A 23,628-nucleotide genomic window follows, 5' to 3' on the forward strand; every position below is an offset into this window, starting at 1 on the left:
AAGTGCGCAAGTATACCGTATGCGCACACCGGAATAATTGATGAAGAGAATGTATTGGGTGAAATTACCGGGTGCGCAAGGCAGGCACCCGGCGGGAGGGATCACAGGCGGGCAGGCGCCGTTTTATCCTGCGGCAGATGGCACCAGTTGTTTTTATCCACGATGCCGCCATCAGGAGAGGTGTAGCCGAGGCAGCCGAGGATGGTGTCAAACAGCTCGACGTGGCGATGCGTTTTGCCGATGCGCTGCTGCGCCTGCAGCTGCTCAAAAGCGCCGAGGTGCTGCGGGTTTTCGAGGAACTTGTCCGACGCCCACACCATCATCGGCACGCGGAATTGCTCCGGCGGCGCCATTTCGCGCGGCGTGCCGTGCAGGTGCGTATTCTCGCCGATCGACTCGCCGTGATCGGCGGCATAGAACACGATCGCTTTCTTGTCGCGCACCTGGTCGATCACATTACTGATAAAGCTGTCGGTATACAGCACCGTATTGTCGAACGCATTGATCAGCTGCGCCTTGGTGCAGGAATCGTCCACCCCCATGCACTCCGGCTGATAACGCGCATAGCTGCGCGGATAACGCTGCGAGTACAGGTAGTGCGAGCCTTTGGTATGCAGGATCACCAGGTGCTTGCCCTTCGGATAGCGCGCCAGCGACTCCTTCATTTCGTCCACCAGCAGCATATCGTCGACCGCCTTGCCGTCGTTGCGCTTCTCGGACGCGATCATCTCGCGGAACGAATAGTTGTTCACCTCGGTGTTGTTGTAGAACCACACCTCGCTCTGCATGGCGAACAGCTCGGAAGAGAAACCCAGATCCTTCAGCACCGCGAACACGTTCTGCTCTTTCAGCGTGCGCTGCGGATTGTCTTCGGTGCCGCCTTCACGCACGAACATGCAGCGCAGCGACAGCTTAGTGGCGGTATCGCACGACTCGCCGCGGAACGCCACCAGATTCTTCTCTTTAGACAGCCGCGGCGTGGTATCGCGCTCGTAGCCCAGCATGCCCATGTGATCCCAGCGCGTGGTCTCGCCGATGATGAACACCACGTAGGTGTCGTCGATGTCCGCCGGCGGTACGTAGGTGAAGTGTTTGCCCGGATCGAACATCGTGCTCTGATCCTGGCTTTCGTCATAGCGGGTGTAGGCAAACAGCCCCAGCGCCGACAGCCAGTTGGACGGCAGATACGAGTGAGCCACCACGCCGCCGTAGCTCGGCAAATCGACGTTGGAAAGCTTCTCTTGCACGCTCTGCTCGTCGTCCAGCATGCGCAGCGGCAGCCAGACCAGCGCCACCACCGCCAGCAATACCAGCAGCGGCTTGATGCGATGACCAGGGGTTTTCAGCTGCTCTATCAGGGTATAGCGCAGGTTGTTTTTCCAGATCAGCAGCAGCGGCAAGGCGCTGAGCGCCACCATCCACAGCACGAAGTGCAGGCCAACCACCTCTTTCGACAGATCGATATCGGTGGTCATCACCGACACCACGATGCCGTAGCCGATCACCACATTGAAAAACGTCATGTAGTAGCTGGCGGCAACCGAAATCAACACCAGCAGCGAGGCGACGATGCGATAAAACAGCCGGCCGCCGAGCGATACCAGCCGCATAATGAAGAACGTAAACAGGACGATAGCGATGACTTCCGTCACCGCCGAAATAAGCTTAATTCCCTGAATGCCGTGCGCCAGCGAATCAAAACGGCGATAAAAAACGGACAGGTTTAGAAAGATGCCGATATAGATCGCTAACAATAACGATAAATTCTGCTGTGATAGCGATTTAACTTTGTTCATGTAACGCGGTGGCTCCGGGGACGGTGTAGCGGTTCTGACTCAGTCAGACACTGATTGCGGCTTCTGGTTCAGCCAACCGGCAATAAGCGTTATTTTGCGGGTAATAATCAAGAGAATTCTCACAAAACGGACAAAATTTACCGTTTTTTTGAGCGGTTTTCAGACAGGGCACGCAAGAAAATGGAGGGATAAACCCTCCATTTTTTCCAGATATCGGCAAAAATCTTACTTAACGTTCAGAGTTACATCGATATTTCCACGGGTGGCGTTGGAGTATGGGCACACCACATGCGCCTTTTTCACCAGATCTTCCGCCACGCTGCGCTCGATGCCCGGCAGCGAGATATCCAGCTGCACTTCGATGCCGAAGCCATTCGGGATTTCACCGATGCCGACGGTGCCGTCGATCTTGGCTTCGGCCGGAATTTTGACCTTTTCTTTCGCCGCGACAAACTTCAACGCGCCGAGGAAGCAGGCCGAGTAACCGGCGGCGAACAGCTGTTCGGGGTTGGTGACTTCGCCGCCGGCGCCGCCCATCTCTTTCGGCACGCCCAGTTTCACGTCCAACACGCCGTCGGAGGAGGTCGCACGGCCGTCGCGGCCGCCGGTTGCGGTGGCGTGAGCGCGGTAAACCACTTTCTCAATAGACATCGTTCATTCCTTCTTGCTGGTTGGCGAGATGACTACGGCTTCCACGAGGTAAAGCCGGTCACATATTTATCTTTTGCGATTAAATCGCGCACTACTTATTTTTGACACTTATTAACCAGTGTAGACCACCCCTGCCGTTCTTGCGTCCGGCGCTGGAGGATCAAATCTGATCGATCAGGCTGCCGCGCAGCTTTTCCAACTGCTGTTTGAGCGAGACGATCTCGTCCAGGCTGCAGTCGGTGGCGCACATCACCGCCTCGGGCACCGATTGCGCCCGCTCACGCAGCGCGCGGCCGGCTTCGGTGAGGGCAATGATCACCTGCCGCTCGTCGGTGGTGGCGCGATAGCGCACCAGCAAACCGGCGGTTTCCAGCCGCTTCAGCAGCGGCGTCAGCGTGGCGGAATCGAGGAACAGCCGCTCGCCGATATCCGATACCGTCACCCGATCGCGCTCCCACAGCACCATCATCACCAGGTATTGCGGGTAGGTGAGTTCGAGCTGATTCAACAGCTTGCGGTAGACTTTGTGCAGCGCCAGGTTGGCGGAGTACAGCGCGAAACAGAGCTGCTGATCGAGCTGCAGCAGGTTCTTCGCGTTGGGTTGTGCGGTATCGGTGCTTTTCATGTTTGTGAATATAGATAGTGCACGATGTAATCGCAAGCTATTTCTTGTGAGGTATGCTACCTTTTTTTCATGCAGAGGATGCTCGGAGGGAAAGGAAATGACGAATACGCTTGCAGAACGCGCGCGCCGCTACGCCACCAAGGCGCATGCGGCCATCGATCAGCGCCGCAAATACACCGACGATCCGTACATCGTCCACCCACAGGCGGTGATGGAGCTGGTGCGCAGCGTGCCGCACACCGAAGAGATGCTGGCGGCCGCCTGGCTGCATGACACGGTGGAAGATACGCCCACCACCCTCGGCGATATCGAAAGCCACTTTGGGCCAAAAGTGGCGGAACTGGTGCGGATGTTGACCAACGTCAGCCGCGCCGAGGACGGTAACCGCTTCGAGCGTAAAAACCGCGATCGGCGCCACAGCGCCGGCGCGTCGCCGCAGGCCAAAACCATCAAGCTGGCGGATCTGATCGACAACACCCGCTCGCTGCTGGACTACGACAGCCACTTTGCCCAAACCTATCTGATTGAGAAACAGCGCCTGCTGGAAGTGCTGACCGAAGGCGACCCGACGCTGTGGCGCCAGGCCAGCCATATCGTCGAACAGGGGCTGCTCAGATTGCAGCAGCCGCCGCACAACGTGCCGGCCAGCTGGTTTGAGCACGCCCGCCGGCGCTACCGCGAGAGCGACGCGGCCTGATCAGAAGGTCACCACCGTTTTCAACGCCGTCACCCAGGCGTCCTGCGTCTCGCTGACGCCCGCCGGGTGATGCCAGTATTGCAGGCCCGGCTGCAGCTGCAGCCACGGCGTGACGTTAACGCGATAATAGAGCTCCGCCGTCACCGAGTGGCCCGGCACCGGCCGATAGTTCGGATCGTGATAATCGCTGATGCCGCTCATCTGGTTGAGATAATGCTGATTGTCTTTGTAGCGGTCGCTCAGCTTCACCACCGAGACGCCGAGCCCCAGCCAGTCGTCCGGCCGCGCATCGAACAGCCCGCGATAGCGGATGCCGGTCGAGGTGGACCAATGCAGGTAGTTGCTGCGCTGATCCCCCAGCCCCAGGCTGTAAAACACACTCAGACCGCGGTTGACGTCGTCCGCATGGCGCGTCACCTGCTGGTTGAAACCGGTATACAGGAACCAGGTGCGATCGTGGCTGCGATAGCCCTGCGGATCGCTGGCGCCCGGCCCGCCGGACACCCCTTCATAAAGATCGCTCTGGCGCGCGTTGGTGAACAGCACGCCTAGGTTATACACCCCCGGCAGCTGGTTGACGGCGTGGGTTTTCAGCTCCAGCTCCATCGGCAACAGGAAGCCTTTGCTGCCCTTGGTGGACCAGCTCCAGGCGTGGCTGCGGCTGGGGGCGCTCGGGTTCTGTTCCATCACGCCGCCCTTGAGCGTCAGGCCATCGGTCAGTTTGTATTGCAACGTGGTGCCCCAGTAATGCACGTTCCAGTTGTACCAGGTCAACGAGTTGGCGGACTTGCCGCCGCACAGCGTCAGCGTCTGAAAATCGCAGGGGATGATCTGATCGAAATCCTGCACCTTGTTCATCATGCCGATGCGCCACTGCAGCCGGCGATCGAGGAAGGAGCGGCTAAAGGTCAACCAACCCAGCCGGGTAATCGACTGCCCGCCAAAGCTCTCCTGCGACAGATCGGTCAGGCCGACGCGCGGATCCTGCAAGCGATCGCGGGTCAGGTTGTTGTCATGGTTGCGGTTGACGATATTGCCTTCGATCGCCGCGTCCGGAATGCCGGTCAGCGCCTGCAAATCCTGGCTGAAGGTCAGCGAAAACTGGTCGATATACGACGCCTGTTTATCGTGGTTGTAACCGCCACCGGCGTTATACGACAGCTGGCTGAGGTAGCCGAGATTATAGTGGAAGCCGTGATCCTCCAGGATCGGCCTGATCCCCAGCATATCCCCCAACAGCCCGGGCTGCGGCGGCTCAAAGCCGAGCGCCACCCCTTCCCATTTGGCGGTGGGGGCTTCAACGTCCTTGCCGGTTTGCAGCGTTTCCGCCTGTGCCTGGCTACAGAGCAGCGCCAGCGCCGCCAGGGTCATGGAACGAGGTAATAAGCTTTTCATCATTATTATATTTCTCCGCATAACGGCTGACTGCGGGCAACAGCATTCCCTGGGAGAGAATTTCCCATCATGAACAGCAGCGAATAACGTTAGGTTAACGCCCGGCGCTTGCCGCCGGGCTGAAGGGTTAGCGTCGGTCTTTCAGGCTGGCGCCGTTGCTGTGGATCACATCGCGGTACCAGTAGAAACTCTTCTTGCGGCGGCGCTCGAGGCTACCGTTGCCGGCATCGTCCCTGTCGACGTGAATGAAGCCGTAGCGCTTCGACATTTCGGCCTTCGAAGCGCTGACCAGATCGATCGGTCCCCAGCTGGTGTAGCCCATCACCTCGACGCCGTCGTCGATCGCTTCCGCCACCTGCACCAGATGATCATTGAGGTAGTTGATGCGGTAATCGTCGTTGATGCTGCCGTCGGCCTCGACGCGGTCTTTGGCGCCCAGCCCATTTTCGACGATGAACAGCGGTTTCTGATAGCGGTCGTACAGCACGTTGAGCAGGTAGCGCAGCCCGATCGGATCGATTTGCCATCCCCACTCCGAGCTGGCCAGATGCGGGTTCGGCACCATATCGAGAATGTTGCCGCGCGCCGTCTCATACTGCTCCGGGTCGGCGGTGACACAGCCGCTCATGTAGTAGCTGAACGAGATGAAATCGATGGTTTCACGCAGCGTTCGCCGATCTTCCTCGGTGATCGCCACCTGAATGCCGTTTTCACGGAAGAAGCGCTGCATATAGGCCGGATAATAGCCGCGCGCCTGCACGTCGCCGAAGAACAGCCAGTCGCGGTTTTGCCGCTGGGTTTCCAGCAGATCTTCCGGCTTGCAGCTCAGCGGATACAGAATGCCGCCCAGCAGCATGTTGCCGATTTTGCCCTCCGGCACGATCTCGTGGCAGGCCTTCACCGCTTTGGCGCTGGCCACCAGCTGATGGTGGATCGCCTGATAGATGGCACTCCGGTCGCTCTCCGGCGGCAGACCGACGCCGGTGAAAGGCGCGTGCAGCGACATGTTGATCTCGTTGAAGGTCAGCCAGTGTTTGACCTTGTGCTTGTAACGTTCGAACACCGTGCGCGCGTAGCGCTCGAAGAAGTCGATGGTGCGGCGATCGCCCCAGCCGCCGTAGCGCTTCACCAGGCCGTAAGGCATTTCATAGTGCGACAGCGTGATCAGCGGCTGAATGCCGTACTTCGCCATCTCGTCGAACAGCCGATCGTAAAACGCCAGCCCGGCTTCGTTCGGCGTCTCTTCATCGCCCTGCGGGAAAATGCGCGTCCAGGCGATCGAGGTGCGCAGGCATTTGAAGCCCATTTCGGCGAACAGCGCGATGTCTTCCGGATAGCGATGATAGAAATCGATCGCCACGTCCTTGATGCCGCTGTCGCCCGCCGCGCGCGGCGTGATGGCGCCGAAGATGCCCTGCGGCTGCAGATCGGAGGTCGACAGCCCCTTGCCGTCGGCCTGATACGCGCCTTCAACCTGGTTCGCCGCTACCGCGCCGCCCCACAGAAAATGTTGCGGAAACTTGCCGTTCATCGCTTGCTCCTCAATTAGCGTAATAAAGTCAGCAGCGGCGCCTGTTCCTGCACCGGAGACAGGCCGCTGGTCAACACGTCCACGTAATCATCGCTGTTGCTGATGATGATCGGCGTGGTGGTGTCATAGCCGGCGGCTTGGATCGCCGCCTGGTCGAACTCGATCAGCAGATCGCCCGGGGCGACCCGCTCGCCTTCCCGCACGTGGGCGGTGAAATGCGCCCCGTCCAGCTTCACGGTATCGATGCCGACGTGAATAAGAATCTCCGCGCCGTCGTCCGATTCGATGCCGATGGCGTGTTTGGTTTTGAACAGCGACGCCACGCTGCCACTGACCGGCGCCACCACGCGCCCCTGCTGCGGCGCGATCGCCACGCCTTTCCCCAGCAGACCGCTGGCGAAGGTCGCGTCGTTCACCTGATCCAGCGGCACGATGTCGCCGGCGATCGGGCTGAGGATGGCCTGCTTACGGTTAAGCGGCGCGGCGGCTTCAGGCTGCGCCGCGTCTTCCGCCGGCGCAACGCCGAACAGATAGCTGGCCAGCGCGGCGAACACGAACGACAGCAGGGTGCCACCGATCGCGCCCCATACCGTGGCGTCAATGCCGCCGCCGGGGATAATCTGCGCGAAGGTGAACACGCTCACCAGGCCGAACGAGTAAACCGAAGTATGGAAGTAGCCGATCACCGCGCCGCCCAGCGCGCCGCCGATGCAGCCGAAGATGAATGGGCGTTTGTTCGGCAGCGTGACGCCATACACCGCCGGCTCAGTGATGCCGAAAATCCCGGCGCCGATGGCCGAGGCGGACAGCGCCCGCAGTTTGGCGTCGCGGGTGCGCAGCATCACGCCCAGCGTGGCGCCGACCTGCCCCATCACCGCCGGCAACAGCAGCGGCACCATGGTGTCGCGCCCCAGCACGCTCAGGTTGTTGATCATCAACGGCACCAATCCCCAATGCAGGCCGAAGATCACGCATACCTGCCACATCGCCCCCATAAAGGCGCCAGCGATGATCGGGTTAAAGGCGTAAATGCTCTGATAGCCGTTGGCCAGCAGGTGGCTGAGCCAGGTTGCCGCCGGGCCGATCAGCAGGAAGGTCAACGGCACGGTGATCGCCAGGCACAGCAGCGGCGTGATGAAATTGCGCAGCGCGCTGTGGATCACCCGGTTAAACAGCGGCTCCAGGCGGCAGGACACCCAGGCCGCGAAGATGATCGGGATCACCGACGAGCTGTAGTTGATGAAGGTCAGCGGAATGCCGAAGAAATACTCGCGCACCGCGCCCGGCTGCTGCGCCGCTTCGAAGGCCGCTATCATCAGCGGATGCGTCAACGCGCCGCCGATCGCCATGGTAACGAAGGGGTTGCCGCCGAATTTTTTCCCGGCGGTGTAGCCGAGCATGATCGGGAAGAAGTAGAACAGCGCGTCGCTGGCGGCGAACAGCATTTTGAAGGTGCCGCCGCTCTCCAGCAGCCAGCCGCAGGCCAGGCTCAGCGCCAGGAAGCCTTTCAGGATCCCCGAAGCAGCCATCACCCCGAGCAGCGGGGTAAAAATGCCGGACACCAGATCGATAAAGCGGCTGAGCAGGTTGTCTTTTTTGCCGCCCGCGTCGTCGCTCGGTGCGCCTTCGGCCAACCCGCCGACCCGATTGACAGCGTCGAACACCTCCGCCACGTGGTTGCCCACCACCACCTGGAACTGGCCGCCACTCTCCACCACCATGATAACGCCCGGATTTTTCTTCAGCGCTGCCGCGTTGGCGCGATTGTCGTCGCGCAGCTTGAAACGCAGGCGGGTAGCACAATGCACCAGGCTTTTCACATTGTCGCGGCCACCGACGCCGGCCAAAATCTCACTGGCTAATGTGTCATATTTCATACAGTTATCCTTAGACTTCGCGTTCTGCCGCTCCCCGCCCCGCGCTGGCCTGGCGCTGAGGCGAAATTCGGCGCAAAAAAAAACCTAAACCTCGCGGCCTCTGCCCCATCGGGGAACAGAAACGCGAGGTTTAGGTTTTGCCTGCCGTAGCAGTAACAACCCTAAATCGGTTGAGTTATGACGTTAACACCGCGGATTTTGCCGGGGCAAGGCTTTGCGTCGGCAAATTGCCGAACTGTGATCGCAAAGGCAAAACGGCCTCAAATGCGCGAAATAATGCATGCCGCCCTCTACCGGGATCACTGCGCCGATGATATATCGCGCGAGCGATAGAGAGGGATTAGAGGGTATCGCCCGGCTTTACGCCAAAAAAACATAAGATTAACTAACCTAATAATTCACTATCAAGCTAAAGCGAAACACGTATTTTCCAGCGGCCAATCGGCTTTTCTGGCAGTATCCGCAGCCATTAAGGCAAATACATCGCCAAACCTCATCGAATATTGTTAGCATCCCACGATATTCACCCACGCAAAAATCACCGTGCGCAATTGAATACGGCGAATAAACATCAGAATAACTAATTAAAACAACTAGACAAAAATCACACGGGGGATTATTACTGGTCAACGCTTAATCGAGAGTAGGGATGACAGTCACCATGGTGTTGCGTACTGATGTAGGACGGATTTTGATTACCGGCGCCGGCGGCCGAGTCGCCACCGCGTTTCGCCAGGCAGTGGGCGATCGCTATGCATTGCGGCTGGCGGAACGAGATCTCGCTCTGTTGCGCGATCGCCGGCCCGGCGATGAGGTCATCAGCTTCAACATCGCCGATCTCGACGCCTGCCGTGAGGCCTGCGCCAATATCGACACCGTGTTGCACCTGGCCGCCGATCCGGCTCCCGACGCCGATTTTTGCGGTTCGCTGATGGACAACAACATTCTCGGCACCTTCAATATCTTCCGCGCGGCGAAAGACGCCGGCTGCCGCCGGGTGGTGTTCGCCAGCAGCGCGCAGGCGGTGGAAGGCTACCCGCTCGATTATCAAATCCGCCCGGATGACGCGCCGAAGCCGAAAAATCTGTACGGCGCCAGCAAGGCGTTCGGCGAAGGCATCGCCGCCTATTTCGCCCATCAGGAGGGGCTTTCCGCCCTGTCGGTGCGCATCGCCAACTTCACCACTCTGAGCCGGGGCGAACAGCTTAGCGCCCGCGACATGAGCGCGTTTCTCAGCCATCGCGACGCCGCCGATCTGCTGGATCGCTGCATTCGTATCGCAGGGGTGCAATATGCGGTGGTGCACGGGGTTTCCAATAACCGCTATACGCGTTTGTCGCTGGAAGAGACCCGTCGCCTGCTCGGCTACGCCCCGCAGGACGATGCGTTCAGCCTGCTCGGCTTTGAGTGAGCGCGGCGGGGAACCCCGCCGCACGTTATCGTTTAACCGTTGGCGTAGGCCACTTTTTCGGCCTGACGGTGGGTGAACAGCACCAGCAACAGCGCCAATCCGGCAATAATCGCCCCCATCACCGGCACGAAGCTGTATCCCAGCCCGGCGGAGACTACCGCGCCACCGGCAGCGGCGCCCAGCGCATTGCCCAGGTTAAAGGCACCGATATTGACCGAAGACGACAGCCCCGGCGCTTCGCTGGCGACACGCATCACGCGCATCTGCAGCGGCGGCACCACGGCAAAGGTCGCCGCGCCCCAAATCACCATGCTGACTGCGGCGCCGATTTCACTGCGCGCCAGGAACGGGATCACCAGCATAATGACCACCAGCAGCAACAGGAAACCTTTCAGCGTCGCGCTTTCGGAGCGGTCGGCGAACTTGCCGCCGAGGTAGTTGCCGATGGAGAAACCGACGCCGATCAACACCAGCATGACCGTCACGAACAGCGGTGTCGCATCGGTGATGTGCTGCAACACCGGCGAGATATAGGTATAGAGCGTGAACATCGCGCCCGCGCCCAGCACGGTCGTCAGCAAGGCAGACAGCACCTGCGGGCGCACCAATACCGACAGCTCGCGTTTCACATCCGGACGCGCGCCGGCGCTGCCTTGCGGCAACGAGAACCACAGCCCCAGCATGGCGATCACGCCCAGCCCGGCCGTCGCCAGGAACGACATGCGCCAGCCGATGGTTTCACCCAGCCAGGTCGCGGCGGGCACCCCGCCGATATTGGCGATGGTCAGGCCCATAAACATGGTCGCCACAGCGCTGGCCTGTTTCTCCTTCGGCACCACGCTGGCGGCCACCACCGAACCGAGGCCAAAGAACGCGCCGTGGTTCAGGCTGGTGATGATGCGCGACAGCATCAGGGTGGTGTAGTCAGGCGCAACCGCCGACAGCACGTTACCCAGAGTAAAGATCGCCATCAGGAAGATCAGCGCGCTTCTGCGTGCCCGGTGAGAAAGCAGCAACGTCATCAGCGGTGCGCCGACCATCACGCCAACGGCGTAGGCGCTGATCAACATGCCGGCCATCGGGATGGAGACGTCCACCCCTTTGGCGATGGTCGGCAGCAACCCCATCGGGGAAAACTCGGTCGTGCCGATGCCGAACGCCCCCACCGCCAGGGCTAATAAGGGAAAGTTAATTTTCATTCAACAACTCCGGTTAACCGCTGCCGAAGCGCGGGAAAGTTAAGATGCCAAAAGTATGACATTGATCACACCAAAGATAAGCAGGCGGGAGGCTAAAAGACTTTTGCGATTTTGTTAAAAATCGTGGGGAAAAACAGCTGCCGACTCTATCTCAACCACGCGCCGACAGGCAATAGCCGCCGTCGCCCGAGCGCACATCGGGTTCATTCCCGCCACCTGCGGCAAGCCGGCCGCTACCGCAACTATTGAACACAGAGCAAAAGTGTTTTGTTATTGTGCGCGTTTTTAGAATTAAACGACGAAATATAATGGCCTCAGTAAAACATCAATGCCCTACGGCCCCATTCACACAGAGGGAAGCGCCATGCTTTTTGACTCGTATTCTTTAAACGGTTTATCGCTGAACAATCGCATCGTCATGCCGCCCATGACCCGCTCTCGGGCCGGCGCCGGCGACGTCGCCACCGACATGATGGCTGAATATTATGCCCAGCGCGCCAGCGCCGGGCTGATCGTCAGCGAAGGCACGCAGATCAGCCAGCAGGGCCAGGGTTATGCCTGGACGCCCGGCATTTACACCCCGGAACACATCGCCGGTTGGAAAAAAGTCACCGACGCCGTACATCAGGCCGGCGGCAAGATCTTCGCGCAGCTTTGGCACGTCGGCCGCGTGTCGCATACCATTTTACAGCCTGGCCACGCCGCGCCGGTCTCCTCCTCCGCCATCCAGGCCGACGGGGTCAAGGTGTTCGTGGATGTCGAAGGCCGCGGGCCGGAACATGGCGTGGGTGAAATGGTGCAACACTCCGCACCGCGCGCCTTAACGCGGGAAGAAATTCCGGCGATCGTCAATGACTACGCTCAGGCGGCCCGCAACGCCATCGCCGCCGGTTTCGACGGCGTAGAGCTGCACGGCGCGAATGGCTATCTGATCAATCAGTTTATCGACTCGCGGGAAAACCAGCGCGACGACGAATACGGCGGTTCACTGCAAAATCGCCTGCGTTTCCTGCGGGAAGTGGCGCAGGCGGTAGCGGACGCCATCGGCAAAGAGAAACTGGGCGTGCGCCTGGCGCCGCTGACCACCCTGATGGGCTCGCAGGACGATACCCCGGAAGCCACCTATCTGGCGGCGGCCAGCGTGCTGAACGATATCGGCACCGCTTATATTCACATCGCCGAAGCGGACTGGGATGACGCCCCGGTGATGCCGGCGGCGTTCAAAGAATCACTGCGCCTGATTTTCCGCGGCACGCTGATTTACTCGGGCAAATACACGCGTGAACGCGCTGAAGAAGCGCTGGCCAAAGGCTGGGCGGATCTGATCGGCTTCGGCCGCCCGTTCATCGCCAACCCGGATCTGCCTCACCGTTTGCAACACGGGCTGGCGCTGAATGCCCCCATCAAAGAGAAATTCTTCGGCGGCAGCCGGGAAGGCTACACCGATTACCCGGCGATCGGGTAAATATGTTCAGCCCCCCGAGCCTGCAAGTGCGGGGGGCTTCGCTGGCTTGGTAAACAGCGCTCTTCTGAATAAGCGACATAACCCAGGTTTTCAGTGTCCGCACGATAAATAAAAAAAGAAATCTAAAACCTTAAATATAAAATAATAAATTAAATATTTTCATTGCAATTTTTTATTAGAATACAAAAAAACAAAACATACAAAAACAATATAAGTTGAAATAAAAACAATGAAAAAAAAAGAAAATGAAAACGTAAAAAACAATATTAAGTGGAGATTTAAACACATAGTCTGTATTGACCGAATAGGGTTGAATATATACACGAACGTGTAAATATCTTTCTGAACAGCGCTACTGTGGCGCTGCATTGATTAAGGAAAGATCTTATGTCTAAATCACCTATTGGCACTACAGCCACGACAGGACAGAAATGCCCGGAAAGCGGCGTTTGGGAAGTGGTTGGCAAACCCTCAACTACAGCGCCAATCGCTAAAGGCAATATCATGCCGCCTTATGGCGGTAAAGGAGTCACCTGGAAATTGATCCAATACGCATAACCCGTCATCTTCAGGCCTCTTTTTCCAAAAGGGGCCTCGCAGAAAAATCCTCTTGACTCCTTATTTCATGCCCTCCCATTGCGCACCTTGCCCGCACGCATTTCGATGTTCCGCTGCAGTTCGCGCAGCCCGCCGGCCAGGAAGCAGGCTTCCGCCAGCACGAACAGCGGGCCGATGAGAAGGCCCGTCACGTCGTCCATAAACGCCGGTTTTCGCCCCTCCCAGAAATGCCCGACAAACTGAAACAGCCAGCCGATGACGAAGCCGCCGATGCCGATGCTCAACCACGCCGCCGTCGACAGCGACGCCACCCAGGCGCCGAACACGAGGCACAGCAGCAGCAACGCCAGCATCATGATGCCAAGGCGCAGGTTCAGCCGCAGGTAATAGAGCGCCGAGACGATAACCGCCGCGCAGGCCGGCGAAAATGGCAGCCCTCCCGCGCCCCACGCCGGCCGGGAGAGCAGTGCCAGCAGGCTGATGACGATCAGCGGGATGCCGATAAAATGCGTGGCGATATTGCGCGCATCGCGGTGATAGGCGGCATAAGCGGCAAGGTGATCTTCCAGACTTCGCATGTTGACCTCCGGTATGTGCGGCCTTCGTCGCCGAACGCGCGCAGCCGCAACGAGCCCAGTGCTTAGATCATAGACGATACGAATGGCAGCAAGCGCCACCGAAACGCGCTCGGCGAAAATGTTGGCTGTGACGTAAACCATTACCCTCTACTGCTGGCGCCCCCCCGCGCCGGCAGGGGCAAGTTTATGGTGATTAACAGCCCTTTGCCGGCCGGCAGACTGGCTGTTATCGTTCCGTGATGGGCAGCGCAAATCGCCTTCGCAATGGAGAGCCCGAGGCCGCTGCCGCCGGAATCGCGCGCGCGGGACGTTTCACCACGAGTGAAACGCTCAAACATCTGCGGCAAATAATCCTGTGCAACGCCAGGCCCCGTATCTTGAAACGCCAACACGATTTCCTGCGCGGTCTGTTCGAGACGAATGCACATTCGATCGCCCTGGCTGCAATAACGAAGCATATTCTCGATTAGTATGCTGAATACTTGGCCGAGTCTGAATTCATCCCCAATAAAATGAAGCGGCCCGCCCTCCTCGATAGAGATGGACATGCCCGCAGCCTCCAACTGAGGTTTGAGCCAAGCCACCCTCTCCTTTAACACGCTATTGATAGTAAAAACGTTTTTACTTAATTTCAGTTGGCCCGCACTGGCCAGAGAGAGGAAATACAGATCGTCGGTAAGGTAACTCAGATTTTTTAATTGCGTCATCACCATATTCAGCTGTTCCTGACTCGCAGGAAAAACGTCGTCTATCATGCCCTGAAGGCGGCCCATAGCCCCGGTCAACGGTGAACGCAACTCATGGGCCAACGCCACATGCGACGCTTTTATTTCGCGTTCGTATAAAGCGAGCTTATTGACCATCTCATTGAAGTTTATCGAGAACCTGATGATTTCATCAGGACACGCCTGAACCAGCTCGGCTTCGTGCTTAAAATTTCCCCGAGCCACGGTTTCCGCAACGTCGGTGAGATTGCGAAATTGGGCAGTAAGAGGGCGTGCGATGCGCACGCACATTAACGTTATCAATGGAACGACGACGATCAGAAAAATAAGCAGCCATCCCCAATTTAAAGAAGTCAGCGAAGGCGTGCTGTAATCCAGCCCCCAATACGTATCGACGATCTGATGGAACGCCTCTATGTCCAGGCTGGGGTTCTCTCGCAGCACCAAGAATCTTTCGTAAACCGATGCCGGCATTTCATGAATGACGTAAAAATACTGGGCAGCAAAAATGCCCCACATCGCCAGAATAATGGTAAAAAGCGTCACGATGGCGACGATGACGATGCGAACAGACACCCAAAACAAAAGAGATTTATTTTTCCTTTTCATGATTTGCAAAACCTATAGCCGACGCCGCGCACATTAAAAATCACGTTATCAACGCCTGCCGCTTCAAGCTTCCGTCTTAAATTATAAACATGCGTATCCACCACTCTTTCGAGCGCATCGCTTTCAGGTAAACATTTTTCAAGCAAAAACTGACGGCTTAACGGCCTCGTTGAGGCTTTCATCAACGTGCCGAGCAGGGAAAACTCGGTTAATGTTAAATCCAGCGTGAGAGCGCCGCTCGCGCTCGTTGCCACCCTCGCCACCATATTAGCGATATCCAGTTCGAGCCTTTCCCAGCGCAATATTTCTTCGCCAGCCAGCTGACTTCCGCCGCTTCGCCTTAACACCGCCTGCACGCGAGCCATAACTTCGCCAGGATTATAAGGCTTAACAATATAATCATCCGCACCATAGCGAAGAGCGCCAATTTTATCATGAGGCTCCCCCATCGCCGTGATCATGATAACCGGCGTATTCACCTTGCGCCTGAGCGCCGCCAGGATTTCAGTTCCATTCATATCAGGCAACATCACATCTAATAATATGAGATCGGGCTTCCAGCTCAACGCCGTATTTAAACCCATCAGCCCATTTCCCACCACCGCGACCTGATAACCTTCACGCTTAAGATAAGCCTCCAGCACATTTGCCGCATCGACATCGTCTTCGATGACTAGAACCCGTTTATTTTGCATCTCATCCCCCTGAAGGATCTTCGCTATTTATTGATTATTCGTTGACGGTTAATTGACAAATCATCGGCATACTCCGCCTTGCGTGAACAGTCTTATCATACCGATACACATAATAAAGAGGCTCATAATGTTAGAAAGTAAAATGATTAAAAATACGTTGGCTCTGCTGATAATATCCAGTATTTCCCCCAGCTATGCAAGTGATAACGAGAAAAGTGGAACGGCATTTACCGTAAGTTTTGGTGCGGTATCATCGCCAAAATACAGTGGTTCAAATGAACAAACCTGGGGAGCCGCACCGCAATTTCATTTCCAACAGGATAACTTTTTTGTCGATTCAATGAATGGTGCTGGTTTTCGTTTCCAAAGCGAGAACGGTTTATATTTCATTCCAACGATAGGCTATGATTCTGGGCGAACCGATGAAGATTCAGGTTGGCGTAAAGGCTCTGACGCGCTGAAAGGCATGGGAGATATTTCAGCAACCGTTAACACTGGCTTAGCCTTGGGATGGGCGGTAACGCCATGGTTGGTCTTAGAGGGAAAAGCCACCCTGCCGCTGAGTGATGGCCAAGGGATATCTTACGCGACCTCCGTCGATTTCATTCCTGTTCTGGATGAGGAGGATACCGTCGCGCTAAAAATCAGCGCATTATTTGCAGACTCTCGCTATATGAACACCTGGTACGGCGTGACCAGCACGCAAAGCGCTAATTCGGGTTACTCTCCTTATAACAGCTCGGGCGGTTATTACGGCACCGACGTAAGCCTGACGTGGGCGCATCAATTTAACGAAAACTGGGGTGGATGGGTTGGTATTAACCATACCTGGCTGGGGGATAATGCCGCTGATAGCCCTATCGTAAAACAAAAGGAGGGGACAACGGGCGTCGTGGCAATAAGCTACACGTTCTAAGCCAGTGCAAAAAACCTGAAGCCGCAAAGTGATGTTCAGAAGAGTAATGGGACTTTAAATATTCCCCACTCAACAGCTTGCTGTAATTAAAGTTTCATTACTCTTCAACCGACGATTCAAGGAAATTTGACTGATGAAGTTAAAAACTGGGGTTTTAACGCGGCTTTCAAACGTTTTAGTAACGGTTTGAATATATAAAACCTGGGGGCATTAACGCATTGCGGTAGATCATGAGAAGAGCATGACTTGAAATCACAGGTTATTGCTCCTGCTCCGTTGCCGAGTATGGCAATACCGCTTTGAATGCCGGAGCATGGCCTTTCATGACAATGAATCGCGGTGATGAATATTGATACCAGTAAAAAAATTAACGACATGGTTTTCACGATGGCCTTCCTCATTACAGCTTAACTGTCTTGAATGGTTTATTCACCAAAAAGGAAAGCATGCCAAAAAATCATCAACCCACTGTCAATCCACTGCAAAGAAACGCTCAACATGGCGCCAAAGTGAAAATACTCCGGTCTTTCACACCCGGATAGCCGGATTAAATATCAGCTAGTTATTTTTACAGAACGTAACGAACACAATCAAACCGAAAGTGGTAACCCAGTAAAACAGGATGAATTTATGTTTATAAAGATTGCCTATTACCTTTTAACCCTATCATCAACGCTTGCGTTATCCGGCTGCGTTTCGCTTTTCTAACCGTCAGAGGCCTGAATGAAGTCACTCATTTACATTTCTATTCTGTCATCCATTTTTTTACTCAGCGGCTGTTTATCCATCGGCACACATCTATTCAATAAGTAGTCGCATAATCCCCGCACAGCCAGACAATCCCATTGTCTGGCTGCAAGATCTCATATCCATCTAGGTGGGCGGTCATTTATGCCACAGACCTCGGCTAACACAGAAGAGTAAGAGAGACATTGATTGGCGGAAGATCACAGGAGTCGAACCTGCCCAGGACCGCTGGCGGCCCCAACCGGATTTGAAGTCCGGCCGCCCCACCGGGGACGAGGATCTTCCTTGGAGAAGAGGGAAGCAAGGCGCTGATTATAGCGCAGTTTGTTCGCTGCGCTAAGCGGGAAATGGCGGCCGCCGGCGATTCGGCGGCCGGGGAGCGCTACTTCAGAAAATCCTTCACGTCCAGCAAGATGAACTCGTTGTCATCCGCCATATTGGGCTGGCGGCTGGAGGAGAACGGGAAGTTGTTGTCGTTGCCGACGATGATATGGTTGGCGTCCACCACGTCCACGTTCTCGATGGTGAAGAACGGGAAGGTCAGCACGCCGTCGTTCAGTGGCTTGCGCGCCAGCTTGTTCGGATCCTGAATGTTCATCAGGTCGATATAGCCCAGTTTTTCGACCGGTTTGCCGACGTTGGCGTCCGAGAAAGCGATTTTATACACTCGCTTGAACTTGGCCACCTGGCTGAAGCAGTTGTCGGTTGGCGCGCCGGCGGCGCAGGCTTTATCCGGCGTGCCTTCGCCGTTGTCGCGCTCGATCACCAGCCCGTGGGTGGCGTCGATCATGTTGAAGTCGCCGATGGCGTTCTGGTTGTCTTCCAGCACGTACTGCCAGCTGCGGCCGGTCCAGGCCTGCTGTTTGACGTCGAACTCCAGCACCCGCAGGTAGCGTTTGCCGCCGACGTTCTCGAACTGTTCGCCATCCCACAGCGCCCCTTCCAGCAGCGGGTATAGCTTGCTGCCGTCCGGTGAGGCGGCCATGCCTTCAAAGCCTTTGGAACGCGCCACCTGGAAGTTCTGTTTGCCGTCCGGCGCGCCCGGCAGGGTCAGCGTCGGGTTGTCCGGCGATTTCACCACCTTGCCGTCCACTTTGGTGTCGAACACCGCCAGCACCTTGCCGTTCAGGTCGGCCTTGATCAGGTAAGGCCCGAACTCTTCACCGATCCATAAGGCATCGTCGGCAAACTGGAAGCTTTCCGGATCGAAATCGCTGCCGGTCAGATAGCGCTGCTCGGTGCTCTCGTTGATGATGTGGAACGGCACCTTTTTATCCGGATCGTGCAAGAACACCGTCTTCAGCGGCGCGACCGTGCCGTCTTTGAAATCGATCTTGTAGTGGTTGAGGTACAGCATCGCGTCCGGGGAGTTGGCCTTGCTGCCGAAACCGTTGTCGGTCAGCACCCAGTAAGTGCCGTCGGGCATGTGTTTGATGCCGGAGTGGCCCTGCAGCGGCTGGCCGTTGATCGGCAGGCCGATGCCGGTCAGGCGATCGGCGGATTTACCCGCCACGCTGCCCAGCTCGGTGACGCGTTTGCCGCTGGTGTATTTGCCGCTCTGTTGCAGATCGCTCGGTGCATCTTTCGGCGTGGAAACGGCGGATTTTACCGGCAGCAGCGCATGCCCGGCCAGCGTCGCCGGCACCGGCTGCGCCTCGGCCCACAGGTTGGCGCTCAGCGCCATGCAGCCGACCAGCAGCGCCAGCCGGGTTTTGGTGTTGTGCATGTCATTGTCCCTTTTCGTTGTTATCGCCCAGAAGTAAAAGCAACGTCACTATAGGGAGCGGCAATGACAGAAATATTATTCGGCGAACGCCCGCCGATAGCTGTGCGGGTGGAAGCGCCAGGTAATGGCGATCAACACCACCACCAGCAGCGCGTGGATCTGCCAGTCCAGCACGAAGCCGCCGCTGTAGTCGCGCAGCAGGCCGGAGAGGTAGGGCGTCACGCCCGCCAGCAGGAAGCCGACGCCCTGCATAAAGGCCACCAGCCGCCCGGCCGCCGCCGGCTGGTGCAGATGATCAAGCGCCAGCACCAGGCACAGCGGGAACGCGCCGCCCAGCCCCAGCCCGGAAACCAACACCCACAGCCACGGCAGCGTTTGCGGCAGGTAAATCAGGCCGATAAAGCCGATCAGTTGCATCATCAGCGCCAGCAACAGCAGCGGCCGCCGGTCATGATTGCGCGCCAGCGCCGGCAGCAGCAACGCGCCCAATACCTGGCCGAAGGTCATCAGCGCCAGCAGCGAACCGCTGGCCTGCGGCTGCCAGCCAAGCTGCATGTAATACGGCGGCAGCCAGGCGATCAGGCTGGTATAGCCGCCGTTGATCAGGCCGAAATAGGCGCCGAGCAGCCAGGCGCGCCGGTTGCGCAGCAGGCTTGGGCCACGGTGTTCGCCCGCCGCGCCCAGGCGAGACAGCCCGCGGCTGACCGGCCACCAGACCAATAGCGCCACCAGGGCCGGCAACGCCCACCAGGCCAGCGCGCTGTGCCAGTCATGCCCCGCGCTCATCAGCCATGGGGTGATCGCCGCACCCAGCCCGCCGCCGCCCATCAGCGCCGCCGACCACAGCCCAGCCACCAGCGCCATGCTTTTAAGGAAGTGATGCTTGATGATGCCGGGCATCACCGCCTGGATCACCCCGATGCCAAGCCCGCCCAGCACCGCGCTCATTAACAGTTGCACGCTGCCGGGGGCCAGTTCGCGCCAAAGCGCGCCCAGCCCGATCGCCAGCAGGCTCAACGCCACGGCGCTGCGTTCGCTGAACAGTCGGTTGATGGCGCCGCCCGCCAGCGCCATCAGACCCATCATCAGCACCGGCAGCGTGGTCAACAGCGCCGCGCCGCCAAAACTCAGCCCGGTGGCCTGGCGCAACGTCGGCAGCAACGGGCCGATCGAAGTCAACAGCGGCCGCATGTTCAGGCCGATCAACACCAGCGCCAGCAACAGAGGGTTGAGCCAGCGGCGTGGAGAAGGTGAATTAACAGAATGATTTAACAAGGTATATTCCTGGTACTGCAAAATGAAGAGTGCGGCGTCACAGCGCGATCGCCGCAGCGTTGCGTTACTGTAGGCAACGCCGCTAGTATTGGGAAATTAAATAATAAAATAGCCAACAGTGGGAAAATGAATCGTTACCCGATGTTCAATCCGCAGCTGCTGCTCAGCTTCGTCGCCGTGTGCGACAGCAACAGCTTCACCCGCGCCGCAGAGCGGGTGTTTTTGTCGCAGTCCACCGTCAGCCAGCAGGTGCGCCGGCTGGAAGAGATGCTGGGCAAGCCGCTGTTTGAGCGTTCCTCGCATCAGGTGCTGCTGACCGAAGAAGGCGTCAAGCTGTTGAGCTACGCGCGCCGCATTATCGCGCTGAATGAAGAAGCCCACGATGCGCTGACCGGCATCTGGCGCGACGGCGTACTGCGGATCGGCATGCCGGAGGATTTCGCCGTGCCCACCACCGGGCTGCTGGCGGAATTCAGCCGCGAGCACCCGCACCTGCGGCTGGACGTCGCCAGCGGCCTGAGCGCCGATCTGCACAGCGCCTACGCGCGTGAAGAGCTGGATCTGATCCTGGTGAAGCAGCGCCGCCGGCAACCGCCGCGCGCCGCGCGGCCGGAACCGCTGCTGTGGCTGGACAGCCTGGCCTTCCCGGCCATTGAGCAATCGCCGGTGCCGCTGGCGGTATTTCCACTGAACGGCCTGTACCGCGACGAGCTGTGCCAGGCGCTCGACAACCTCGGCAAACGCTGGCGCATCGGCTACAGCAGCGCCAGCCTGGCGGCGCTGACCGCCGCCTCCGCCGCCGGGCTGGGCGTCACCCTGCTGCCGGCCGGCTGCCGTCTGCCCACGCACCGGGTGCTGGGCGCGGCCGAAGGATTGCCGCCGATAGACAGCTTCGAACTGGCGCTCTACTACCGAGACGGCGCCCCCGCCGCCACGCTGGCGCTGGCCCAGCGGCTGACGGTGTTTTGCGGGTTGATATAAACGCCGGTGGACGCCGGTCATTACCAAATCGAATAGTCACCAGTGGCAAATGTCGCTGCCAACCGGCCGCTTCCTCTCCTAAATTGGGGGATGTTTTCACCCACCTCACCTCTGGATTAAGGAACCGAACGTGGAAAACCCTCAACAACCGGGCCGCAGAGCCTTCCTCAGCCAAACCGGCAAACTTACCACCGCCTGCGCGGTGATCGGCCTGACAGGCGGCATGGCGCAGGCCGCTTCGCCTAGCGGCGAGCCGTGTGCGCCAACGCCGATGACCCTGACCGATCGCCACTACTGCCTGAGCGAGGTGCGGCTGGAAGACGGCTTTGAATACGACGGCGACACGGTGATCGGCACCCGCACCGCGCTGTACACGCTTGAGATCAAAGACGGCAAGATCGCCGCCATTCACGCCGCCAACGCCGCGTTGCCCGCCGGCGTGCCCCGCTATCAGGCGCAGGGCCAGCTGCTGCTGCCGGCGTTTCGCGATATGCACATCCACCTGGACAAAACCTTCTACAGCGGCCCGTGGCAGGCGCCGCGCCCGCGCCAGGGCAAAACCATCATGGACATGATCGCGCTGGAGCAGACGCTGATCCCGAAACTGCTGCCCACCTCGCAGCAGCGGGCGGAAAATCTGATCGCCCTGCTGCAATCCAAAGGCAGCACCGTGGCGCGCAGCCACTGCAATATCGATCCGGTCAGCGGCCTGAAAAGCCTGGAGCACCTGCAGCGCGCGCTGGAAAACCACCGGGCGGACTTCAGCTGTGAAATCGTCGCCTTCCCGCAGCACGGCCTGCTGCACTCCAGGGTCGATGCGCTGATGCGCGAAGCGATGCAGATGGGCGTGCAGTACGTCGGCGGGCTGGATCCGACCAACGTCGACGGCGCGATGGAGAAATCGCTGGACGCCATGTTCCAGATCGCCCTCGATACCGGCAAAGGCGTGGATATCCACCTGCATGAAACCAGCCCGGCCGGGGTCGCCGCCATCAACTACATGATCGCCACCGTGGAGAAAAATCCGGCGCTGCGCGGCAAGGTCACCATCAGCCACGCTTTCGCCCTGACCACGCTGACGCCGGGCGAACTGGCGGAAACCGCCACCCGGCTGGCGGCGCAGCAGATCACCATCGCCTCCACGGTGCCGATCGGCAGCCTGATGATGCCGCTGCCGCAGCTCAGCGAGAAAGGGGTGTTCGTGATGACCGGCACCGACAGCGTGATCGACCACTGGTCGCCGTTCGGCACCGGCGACATCCTGGAGAAGGCCAACCTGTACGCCCAGCTGTACCGCGGCTCCGACGAGTATCACCTGTCGCGCGCCATGGCCATCGCCACCGGCGGCGTGCTGCCGTTGGACGATAAGGGCCAGCGCGCCTGGCCGAAAGCCGGCGATGCCGCCGAGTTCGTGCTGGTCAACGCCAGCTGTTCCGCCGAGGCGGTCGCCCGCCTGCCGGCGCGCAGCGCCACCTTCCATCAGGGGCGCCTGGTGGCCGGCCAGGTGAGCAAAGCTTAAGGCCGGTCCGCTGTTGTCATCATGATGGCCGTTTTTGGCCTTCTGCCAGAGTAATGAGCGGCGCAATATGGTCGCTACACACACTGGCGGAGGGCCGAAAATGTCACAGAGCGCGTTATTGATCATCGATGTCCAGCAATCATTCCAGCACCGTCCATTCTGGCAGGAGGACGATCTGCCGGCGTTTCAACAGGCGCTGACCCGTCTGATCGCGGGCTGTCAGCAACGCGGCGCGGCGCTGGTCGACGTGCTGCACGTCTCGCCGCAGGGGCCGTTCTCGCTGGCTTCGGGCCACGTGCAGCGCCTGCCGTTCCTCACCCACCAGGCGGATATCACCGTGCATAAGCATGTACACAATGCGCTGACCGAATCCGGCCTCGACGCCTGGCTGCGCGAGCGGGATATCAACCACCTGATCATCTCCGGCATCCGCACCGAACAGTGCTGTGAAACTACCACCCGGGTGGCGTCCGATCTCGGTTATCGGGTGACCTTCGTCACCGAGGCGACGCTGACCTTCCCGATGCGCCATCCCGACGGTGAAGTCTTTACCCCCGCGCAGCTGAAGCGGCATACTGAAGCCGTACTGGTCGATCGTTTCGCCCGCATCGCCAGCGTGGATGAGGCGCTGGCGCAACTCGCACAGGAGTAA

Annotated in this window: 20 protein-coding genes and 1 tRNA gene; 8 read left to right on the plus strand and 13 right to left on the minus strand. The window is 58.5% G+C overall.

What is annotated here, in order from left to right; genetic code table 11:
* Positions 1 to 101: 101 nt before the first annotated feature.
* The 3 genes from eptB to ACJ8PN_RS17825 all read right to left on the minus strand — a co-directional run bounded on the left by eptB (position 102) and on the right by ACJ8PN_RS17825 (position 3,072).
* Positions 102 to 1,796, minus strand: coding sequence for a kdo(2)-lipid A phosphoethanolamine 7''-transferase (gene eptB, locus ACJ8PN_RS17815; RefSeq protein ID WP_442535127.1), 1,695 nt, complete (start codon positions 1,794 to 1,796; stop codon positions 102 to 104).
* A gap of 225 nt (positions 1,797 to 2,021) precedes the next feature.
* Positions 2,022 to 2,447 (minus strand): organic hydroperoxide resistance protein, encoded by a 426-nt coding sequence (locus tag ACJ8PN_RS17820; protein ID WP_004934114.1) that lies wholly within the window; start codon positions 2,445 to 2,447, stop codon positions 2,022 to 2,024.
* Between the two features lie 160 nt (positions 2,448 to 2,607).
* The gene (locus ACJ8PN_RS17825) at positions 2,608 to 3,072 is read right to left on the minus strand and encodes a MarR family winged helix-turn-helix transcriptional regulator (RefSeq protein WP_004934111.1); all 465 of its coding nucleotides are present in this window, start codon (positions 3,070 to 3,072) and stop codon (positions 2,608 to 2,610) included.
* A 97-nt stretch (positions 3,073 to 3,169) separates the two neighbouring features.
* Here ACJ8PN_RS17825 and ACJ8PN_RS17830 point away from each other — a divergent pair, with 97 nt between their 5' ends.
* Positions 3,170 to 3,769, plus strand: a complete 600-nt coding sequence (locus tag ACJ8PN_RS17830; protein WP_015376230.1) for an HD domain-containing protein — start codon at positions 3,170 to 3,172, stop codon at positions 3,767 to 3,769.
* On the opposite strand, the gene ACJ8PN_RS17835 is transcribed toward ACJ8PN_RS17830, so the two are convergent.
* The 3 genes from ACJ8PN_RS17835 to bglF form a co-directional block, all read right to left on the minus strand.
* Positions 3,770 to 5,140: a carbohydrate porin gene (locus tag ACJ8PN_RS17835; RefSeq protein ID WP_411261737.1), complete on the minus strand. Its 1,371-nt coding sequence runs from the start codon at positions 5,138 to 5,140 to the stop codon at positions 3,770 to 3,772.
* 151 nt (positions 5,141 to 5,291) lie between these two features.
* Positions 5,292 to 6,695 (minus strand): glycoside hydrolase family 1 protein, encoded by a 1,404-nt coding sequence (locus ACJ8PN_RS17840; protein ID WP_171453132.1) that lies wholly within the window; start codon positions 6,693 to 6,695, stop codon positions 5,292 to 5,294.
* Between the two features lie 14 nt (positions 6,696 to 6,709).
* On the minus strand, positions 6,710 to 8,572 hold the full coding sequence (gene bglF / locus ACJ8PN_RS17845) for a PTS beta-glucoside transporter subunit IIABC (RefSeq protein WP_082997377.1): 1,863 nt from the start codon (positions 8,570 to 8,572) through the stop codon (positions 6,710 to 6,712).
* Between the two features lie 661 nt (positions 8,573 to 9,233).
* Between bglF and ACJ8PN_RS17850 the strand changes: the two genes are divergently transcribed.
* Positions 9,234 to 9,983, plus strand: a complete 750-nt coding sequence (locus ACJ8PN_RS17850; RefSeq protein ID WP_171455012.1) for an NAD-dependent epimerase/dehydratase family protein — start codon at positions 9,234 to 9,236, stop codon at positions 9,981 to 9,983.
* Between the two features lie 32 nt (positions 9,984 to 10,015).
* Here ACJ8PN_RS17850 and ACJ8PN_RS17855 read toward each other — a convergent pair whose 3' ends face one another.
* A complete protein-coding gene (locus ACJ8PN_RS17855) occupies positions 10,016 to 11,182 on the minus strand; it encodes an MFS transporter (RefSeq protein ID WP_351108039.1) in 1,167 nt (388 codons plus the stop codon).
* Positions 11,183 to 11,546: 364 nt separating this feature from the next.
* Between ACJ8PN_RS17855 and ACJ8PN_RS17860 the strand changes: the two genes are divergently transcribed.
* Positions 11,547 to 12,647 (plus strand): alkene reductase, encoded by a 1,101-nt coding sequence (locus ACJ8PN_RS17860; protein ID WP_171453130.1) that lies wholly within the window; start codon positions 11,547 to 11,549, stop codon positions 12,645 to 12,647.
* A gap of 387 nt (positions 12,648 to 13,034) precedes the next feature.
* Positions 13,035 to 13,205 (plus strand): hypothetical protein, encoded by a 171-nt coding sequence (locus tag ACJ8PN_RS17865; RefSeq protein ID WP_162837995.1) that lies wholly within the window; start codon positions 13,035 to 13,037, stop codon positions 13,203 to 13,205.
* Between the two features lie 65 nt (positions 13,206 to 13,270).
* Here the strand turns inward: ACJ8PN_RS17865 and ACJ8PN_RS17870 are convergent, their stop codons facing one another.
* The 3 genes from ACJ8PN_RS17870 to ACJ8PN_RS17880 all read right to left on the minus strand — a co-directional run bounded on the left by ACJ8PN_RS17870 (position 13,271) and on the right by ACJ8PN_RS17880 (position 15,812).
* Positions 13,271 to 13,783 (minus strand): Mpo1 family 2-hydroxy fatty acid dioxygenase, encoded by a 513-nt coding sequence (locus ACJ8PN_RS17870; RefSeq protein ID WP_351108042.1) that lies wholly within the window; start codon positions 13,781 to 13,783, stop codon positions 13,271 to 13,273.
* Between the two features lie 140 nt (positions 13,784 to 13,923).
* A complete protein-coding gene (locus ACJ8PN_RS17875) occupies positions 13,924 to 15,117 on the minus strand; it encodes a sensor histidine kinase (protein ID WP_351108045.1) in 1,194 nt (397 codons plus the stop codon).
* Entirely contained in the window at positions 15,114 to 15,812 is a 699-nt protein-coding gene (locus tag ACJ8PN_RS17880; RefSeq protein ID WP_351108048.1) for a response regulator, read from the minus strand. Before ACJ8PN_RS17880 ends, ACJ8PN_RS17875 begins: the two co-directional genes overlap by 4 nt.
* A gap of 127 nt (positions 15,813 to 15,939) precedes the next feature.
* Here ACJ8PN_RS17880 and ACJ8PN_RS17885 point away from each other — a divergent pair, with 127 nt between their 5' ends.
* Entirely contained in the window at positions 15,940 to 16,728 is a 789-nt protein-coding gene (locus ACJ8PN_RS17885; RefSeq protein WP_253718502.1) for a MipA/OmpV family protein, read from the plus strand.
* Positions 16,729 to 17,665: 937 nt separating this feature from the next.
* Here the strand turns inward: ACJ8PN_RS17885 and ACJ8PN_RS17890 are convergent.
* The 3 genes from ACJ8PN_RS17890 to ACJ8PN_RS17900 form a co-directional block, all read right to left on the minus strand.
* Positions 17,666 to 17,760, minus strand: a tRNA-Sec gene (locus tag ACJ8PN_RS17890).
* Between the two features lie 97 nt (positions 17,761 to 17,857).
* Complete coding sequence (locus ACJ8PN_RS17895) at positions 17,858 to 19,201, minus strand: esterase-like activity of phytase family protein (protein WP_351108052.1); 1,344 nt, start codon at positions 19,199 to 19,201, stop codon at positions 17,858 to 17,860.
* Positions 19,202 to 19,276: 75 nt separating this feature from the next.
* Positions 19,277 to 20,476 carry a cyanate transporter gene (locus ACJ8PN_RS17900; RefSeq protein ID WP_434093375.1) on the minus strand — a complete coding sequence of 400 codons (1,200 nt, stop codon included), beginning with the start codon at positions 20,474 to 20,476 and terminating at the stop codon, positions 19,277 to 19,279.
* Positions 20,477 to 20,602: 126 nt separating this feature from the next.
* Between ACJ8PN_RS17900 and ACJ8PN_RS17905 the strand changes: the two genes are divergently transcribed.
* The 3 genes from ACJ8PN_RS17905 (at position 20,603) to ACJ8PN_RS17915 (ending at position 23,628) form a co-directional block, all read left to right on the plus strand.
* Entirely contained in the window at positions 20,603 to 21,457 is an 855-nt protein-coding gene (locus ACJ8PN_RS17905) for a LysR family transcriptional regulator (RefSeq protein WP_171453116.1), read from the plus strand.
* 130 nt (positions 21,458 to 21,587) lie between these two features.
* Entirely contained in the window at positions 21,588 to 22,976 is a 1,389-nt protein-coding gene (locus ACJ8PN_RS17910) for an amidohydrolase family protein (protein WP_171453115.1), read from the plus strand.
* Positions 22,977 to 23,076: 100 nt separating this feature from the next.
* Positions 23,077 to 23,628, plus strand: a complete 552-nt coding sequence (locus tag ACJ8PN_RS17915; protein WP_351108057.1) for an isochorismatase family protein — start codon at positions 23,077 to 23,079, stop codon at positions 23,626 to 23,628.

It is taken from the genome of Serratia sp. CY76391, from assembly GCF_052166695.1.
Classification (GTDB): domain Bacteria; phylum Pseudomonadota; class Gammaproteobacteria; order Enterobacterales; family Enterobacteriaceae; genus Serratia; species Serratia nematodiphila.

What these genes read in the sequence shown, in the direction of transcription:
- eptB (WP_442535127.1), bottom strand. Translation starts at nt 1,796, where the DNA reads ATGAACAAAGTTAAATCGCTATCACAGCAGAATTTATCGTTATTGTTA.
- ACJ8PN_RS17820 (WP_004934114.1), bottom strand. Translation starts at nt 2,447, where the DNA reads ATGTCTATTGAGAAAGTGGTTTACCGCGCTCACGCCACCGCAACCGGC.
- ACJ8PN_RS17825 (WP_004934111.1), bottom strand. Translation starts at nt 3,072, where the DNA reads ATGAAAAGCACCGATACCGCACAACCCAACGCGAAGAACCTGCTGCAG.
- ACJ8PN_RS17830 (WP_015376230.1), top strand. Translation starts at nt 3,170, where the DNA reads ATGACGAATACGCTTGCAGAACGCGCGCGCCGCTACGCCACCAAGGCG.
- ACJ8PN_RS17835 (WP_411261737.1), bottom strand. Translation starts at nt 5,140, where the DNA reads ATGACCCTGGCGGCGCTGGCGCTGCTCTGTAGCCAGGCACAGGCGGAA.
- ACJ8PN_RS17840 (WP_171453132.1), bottom strand. Translation starts at nt 6,695, where the DNA reads ATGAACGGCAAGTTTCCGCAACATTTTCTGTGGGGCGGCGCGGTAGCG.
- bglF (WP_082997377.1), bottom strand. Translation starts at nt 8,572, where the DNA reads ATGAAATATGACACATTAGCCAGTGAGATTTTGGCCGGCGTCGGTGGC.
- ACJ8PN_RS17850 (WP_171455012.1), top strand. Translation starts at nt 9,234, where the DNA reads ATGGTGTTGCGTACTGATGTAGGACGGATTTTGATTACCGGCGCCGGC.
- ACJ8PN_RS17855 (WP_351108039.1), bottom strand. Translation starts at nt 11,182, where the DNA reads ATGAAAATTAACTTTCCCTTATTAGCCCTGGCGGTGGGGGCGTTCGGC.
- ACJ8PN_RS17860 (WP_171453130.1), top strand. Translation starts at nt 11,547, where the DNA reads ATGCTTTTTGACTCGTATTCTTTAAACGGTTTATCGCTGAACAATCGC.
- ACJ8PN_RS17865 (WP_162837995.1), top strand. Translation starts at nt 13,035, where the DNA reads ATGTCTAAATCACCTATTGGCACTACAGCCACGACAGGACAGAAATGC.
- ACJ8PN_RS17870 (WP_351108042.1), bottom strand. Translation starts at nt 13,783, where the DNA reads ATGCGAAGTCTGGAAGATCACCTTGCCGCTTATGCCGCCTATCACCGC.
- ACJ8PN_RS17875 (WP_351108045.1), bottom strand. Translation starts at nt 15,117, where the DNA reads ATGAAAAGGAAAAATAAATCTCTTTTGTTTTGGGTGTCTGTTCGCATC.
- ACJ8PN_RS17880 (WP_351108048.1), bottom strand. Translation starts at nt 15,812, where the DNA reads ATGCAAAATAAACGGGTTCTAGTCATCGAAGACGATGTCGATGCGGCA.
- ACJ8PN_RS17885 (WP_253718502.1), top strand. Translation starts at nt 15,940, where the DNA reads ATGTTAGAAAGTAAAATGATTAAAAATACGTTGGCTCTGCTGATAATA.
- ACJ8PN_RS17895 (WP_351108052.1), bottom strand. Translation starts at nt 19,201, where the DNA reads ATGCACAACACCAAAACCCGGCTGGCGCTGCTGGTCGGCTGCATGGCG.
- ACJ8PN_RS17905 (WP_171453116.1), top strand. Translation starts at nt 20,603, where the DNA reads ATGAATCGTTACCCGATGTTCAATCCGCAGCTGCTGCTCAGCTTCGTC.
- ACJ8PN_RS17915 (WP_351108057.1), top strand. Translation starts at nt 23,077, where the DNA reads ATGTCACAGAGCGCGTTATTGATCATCGATGTCCAGCAATCATTCCAG.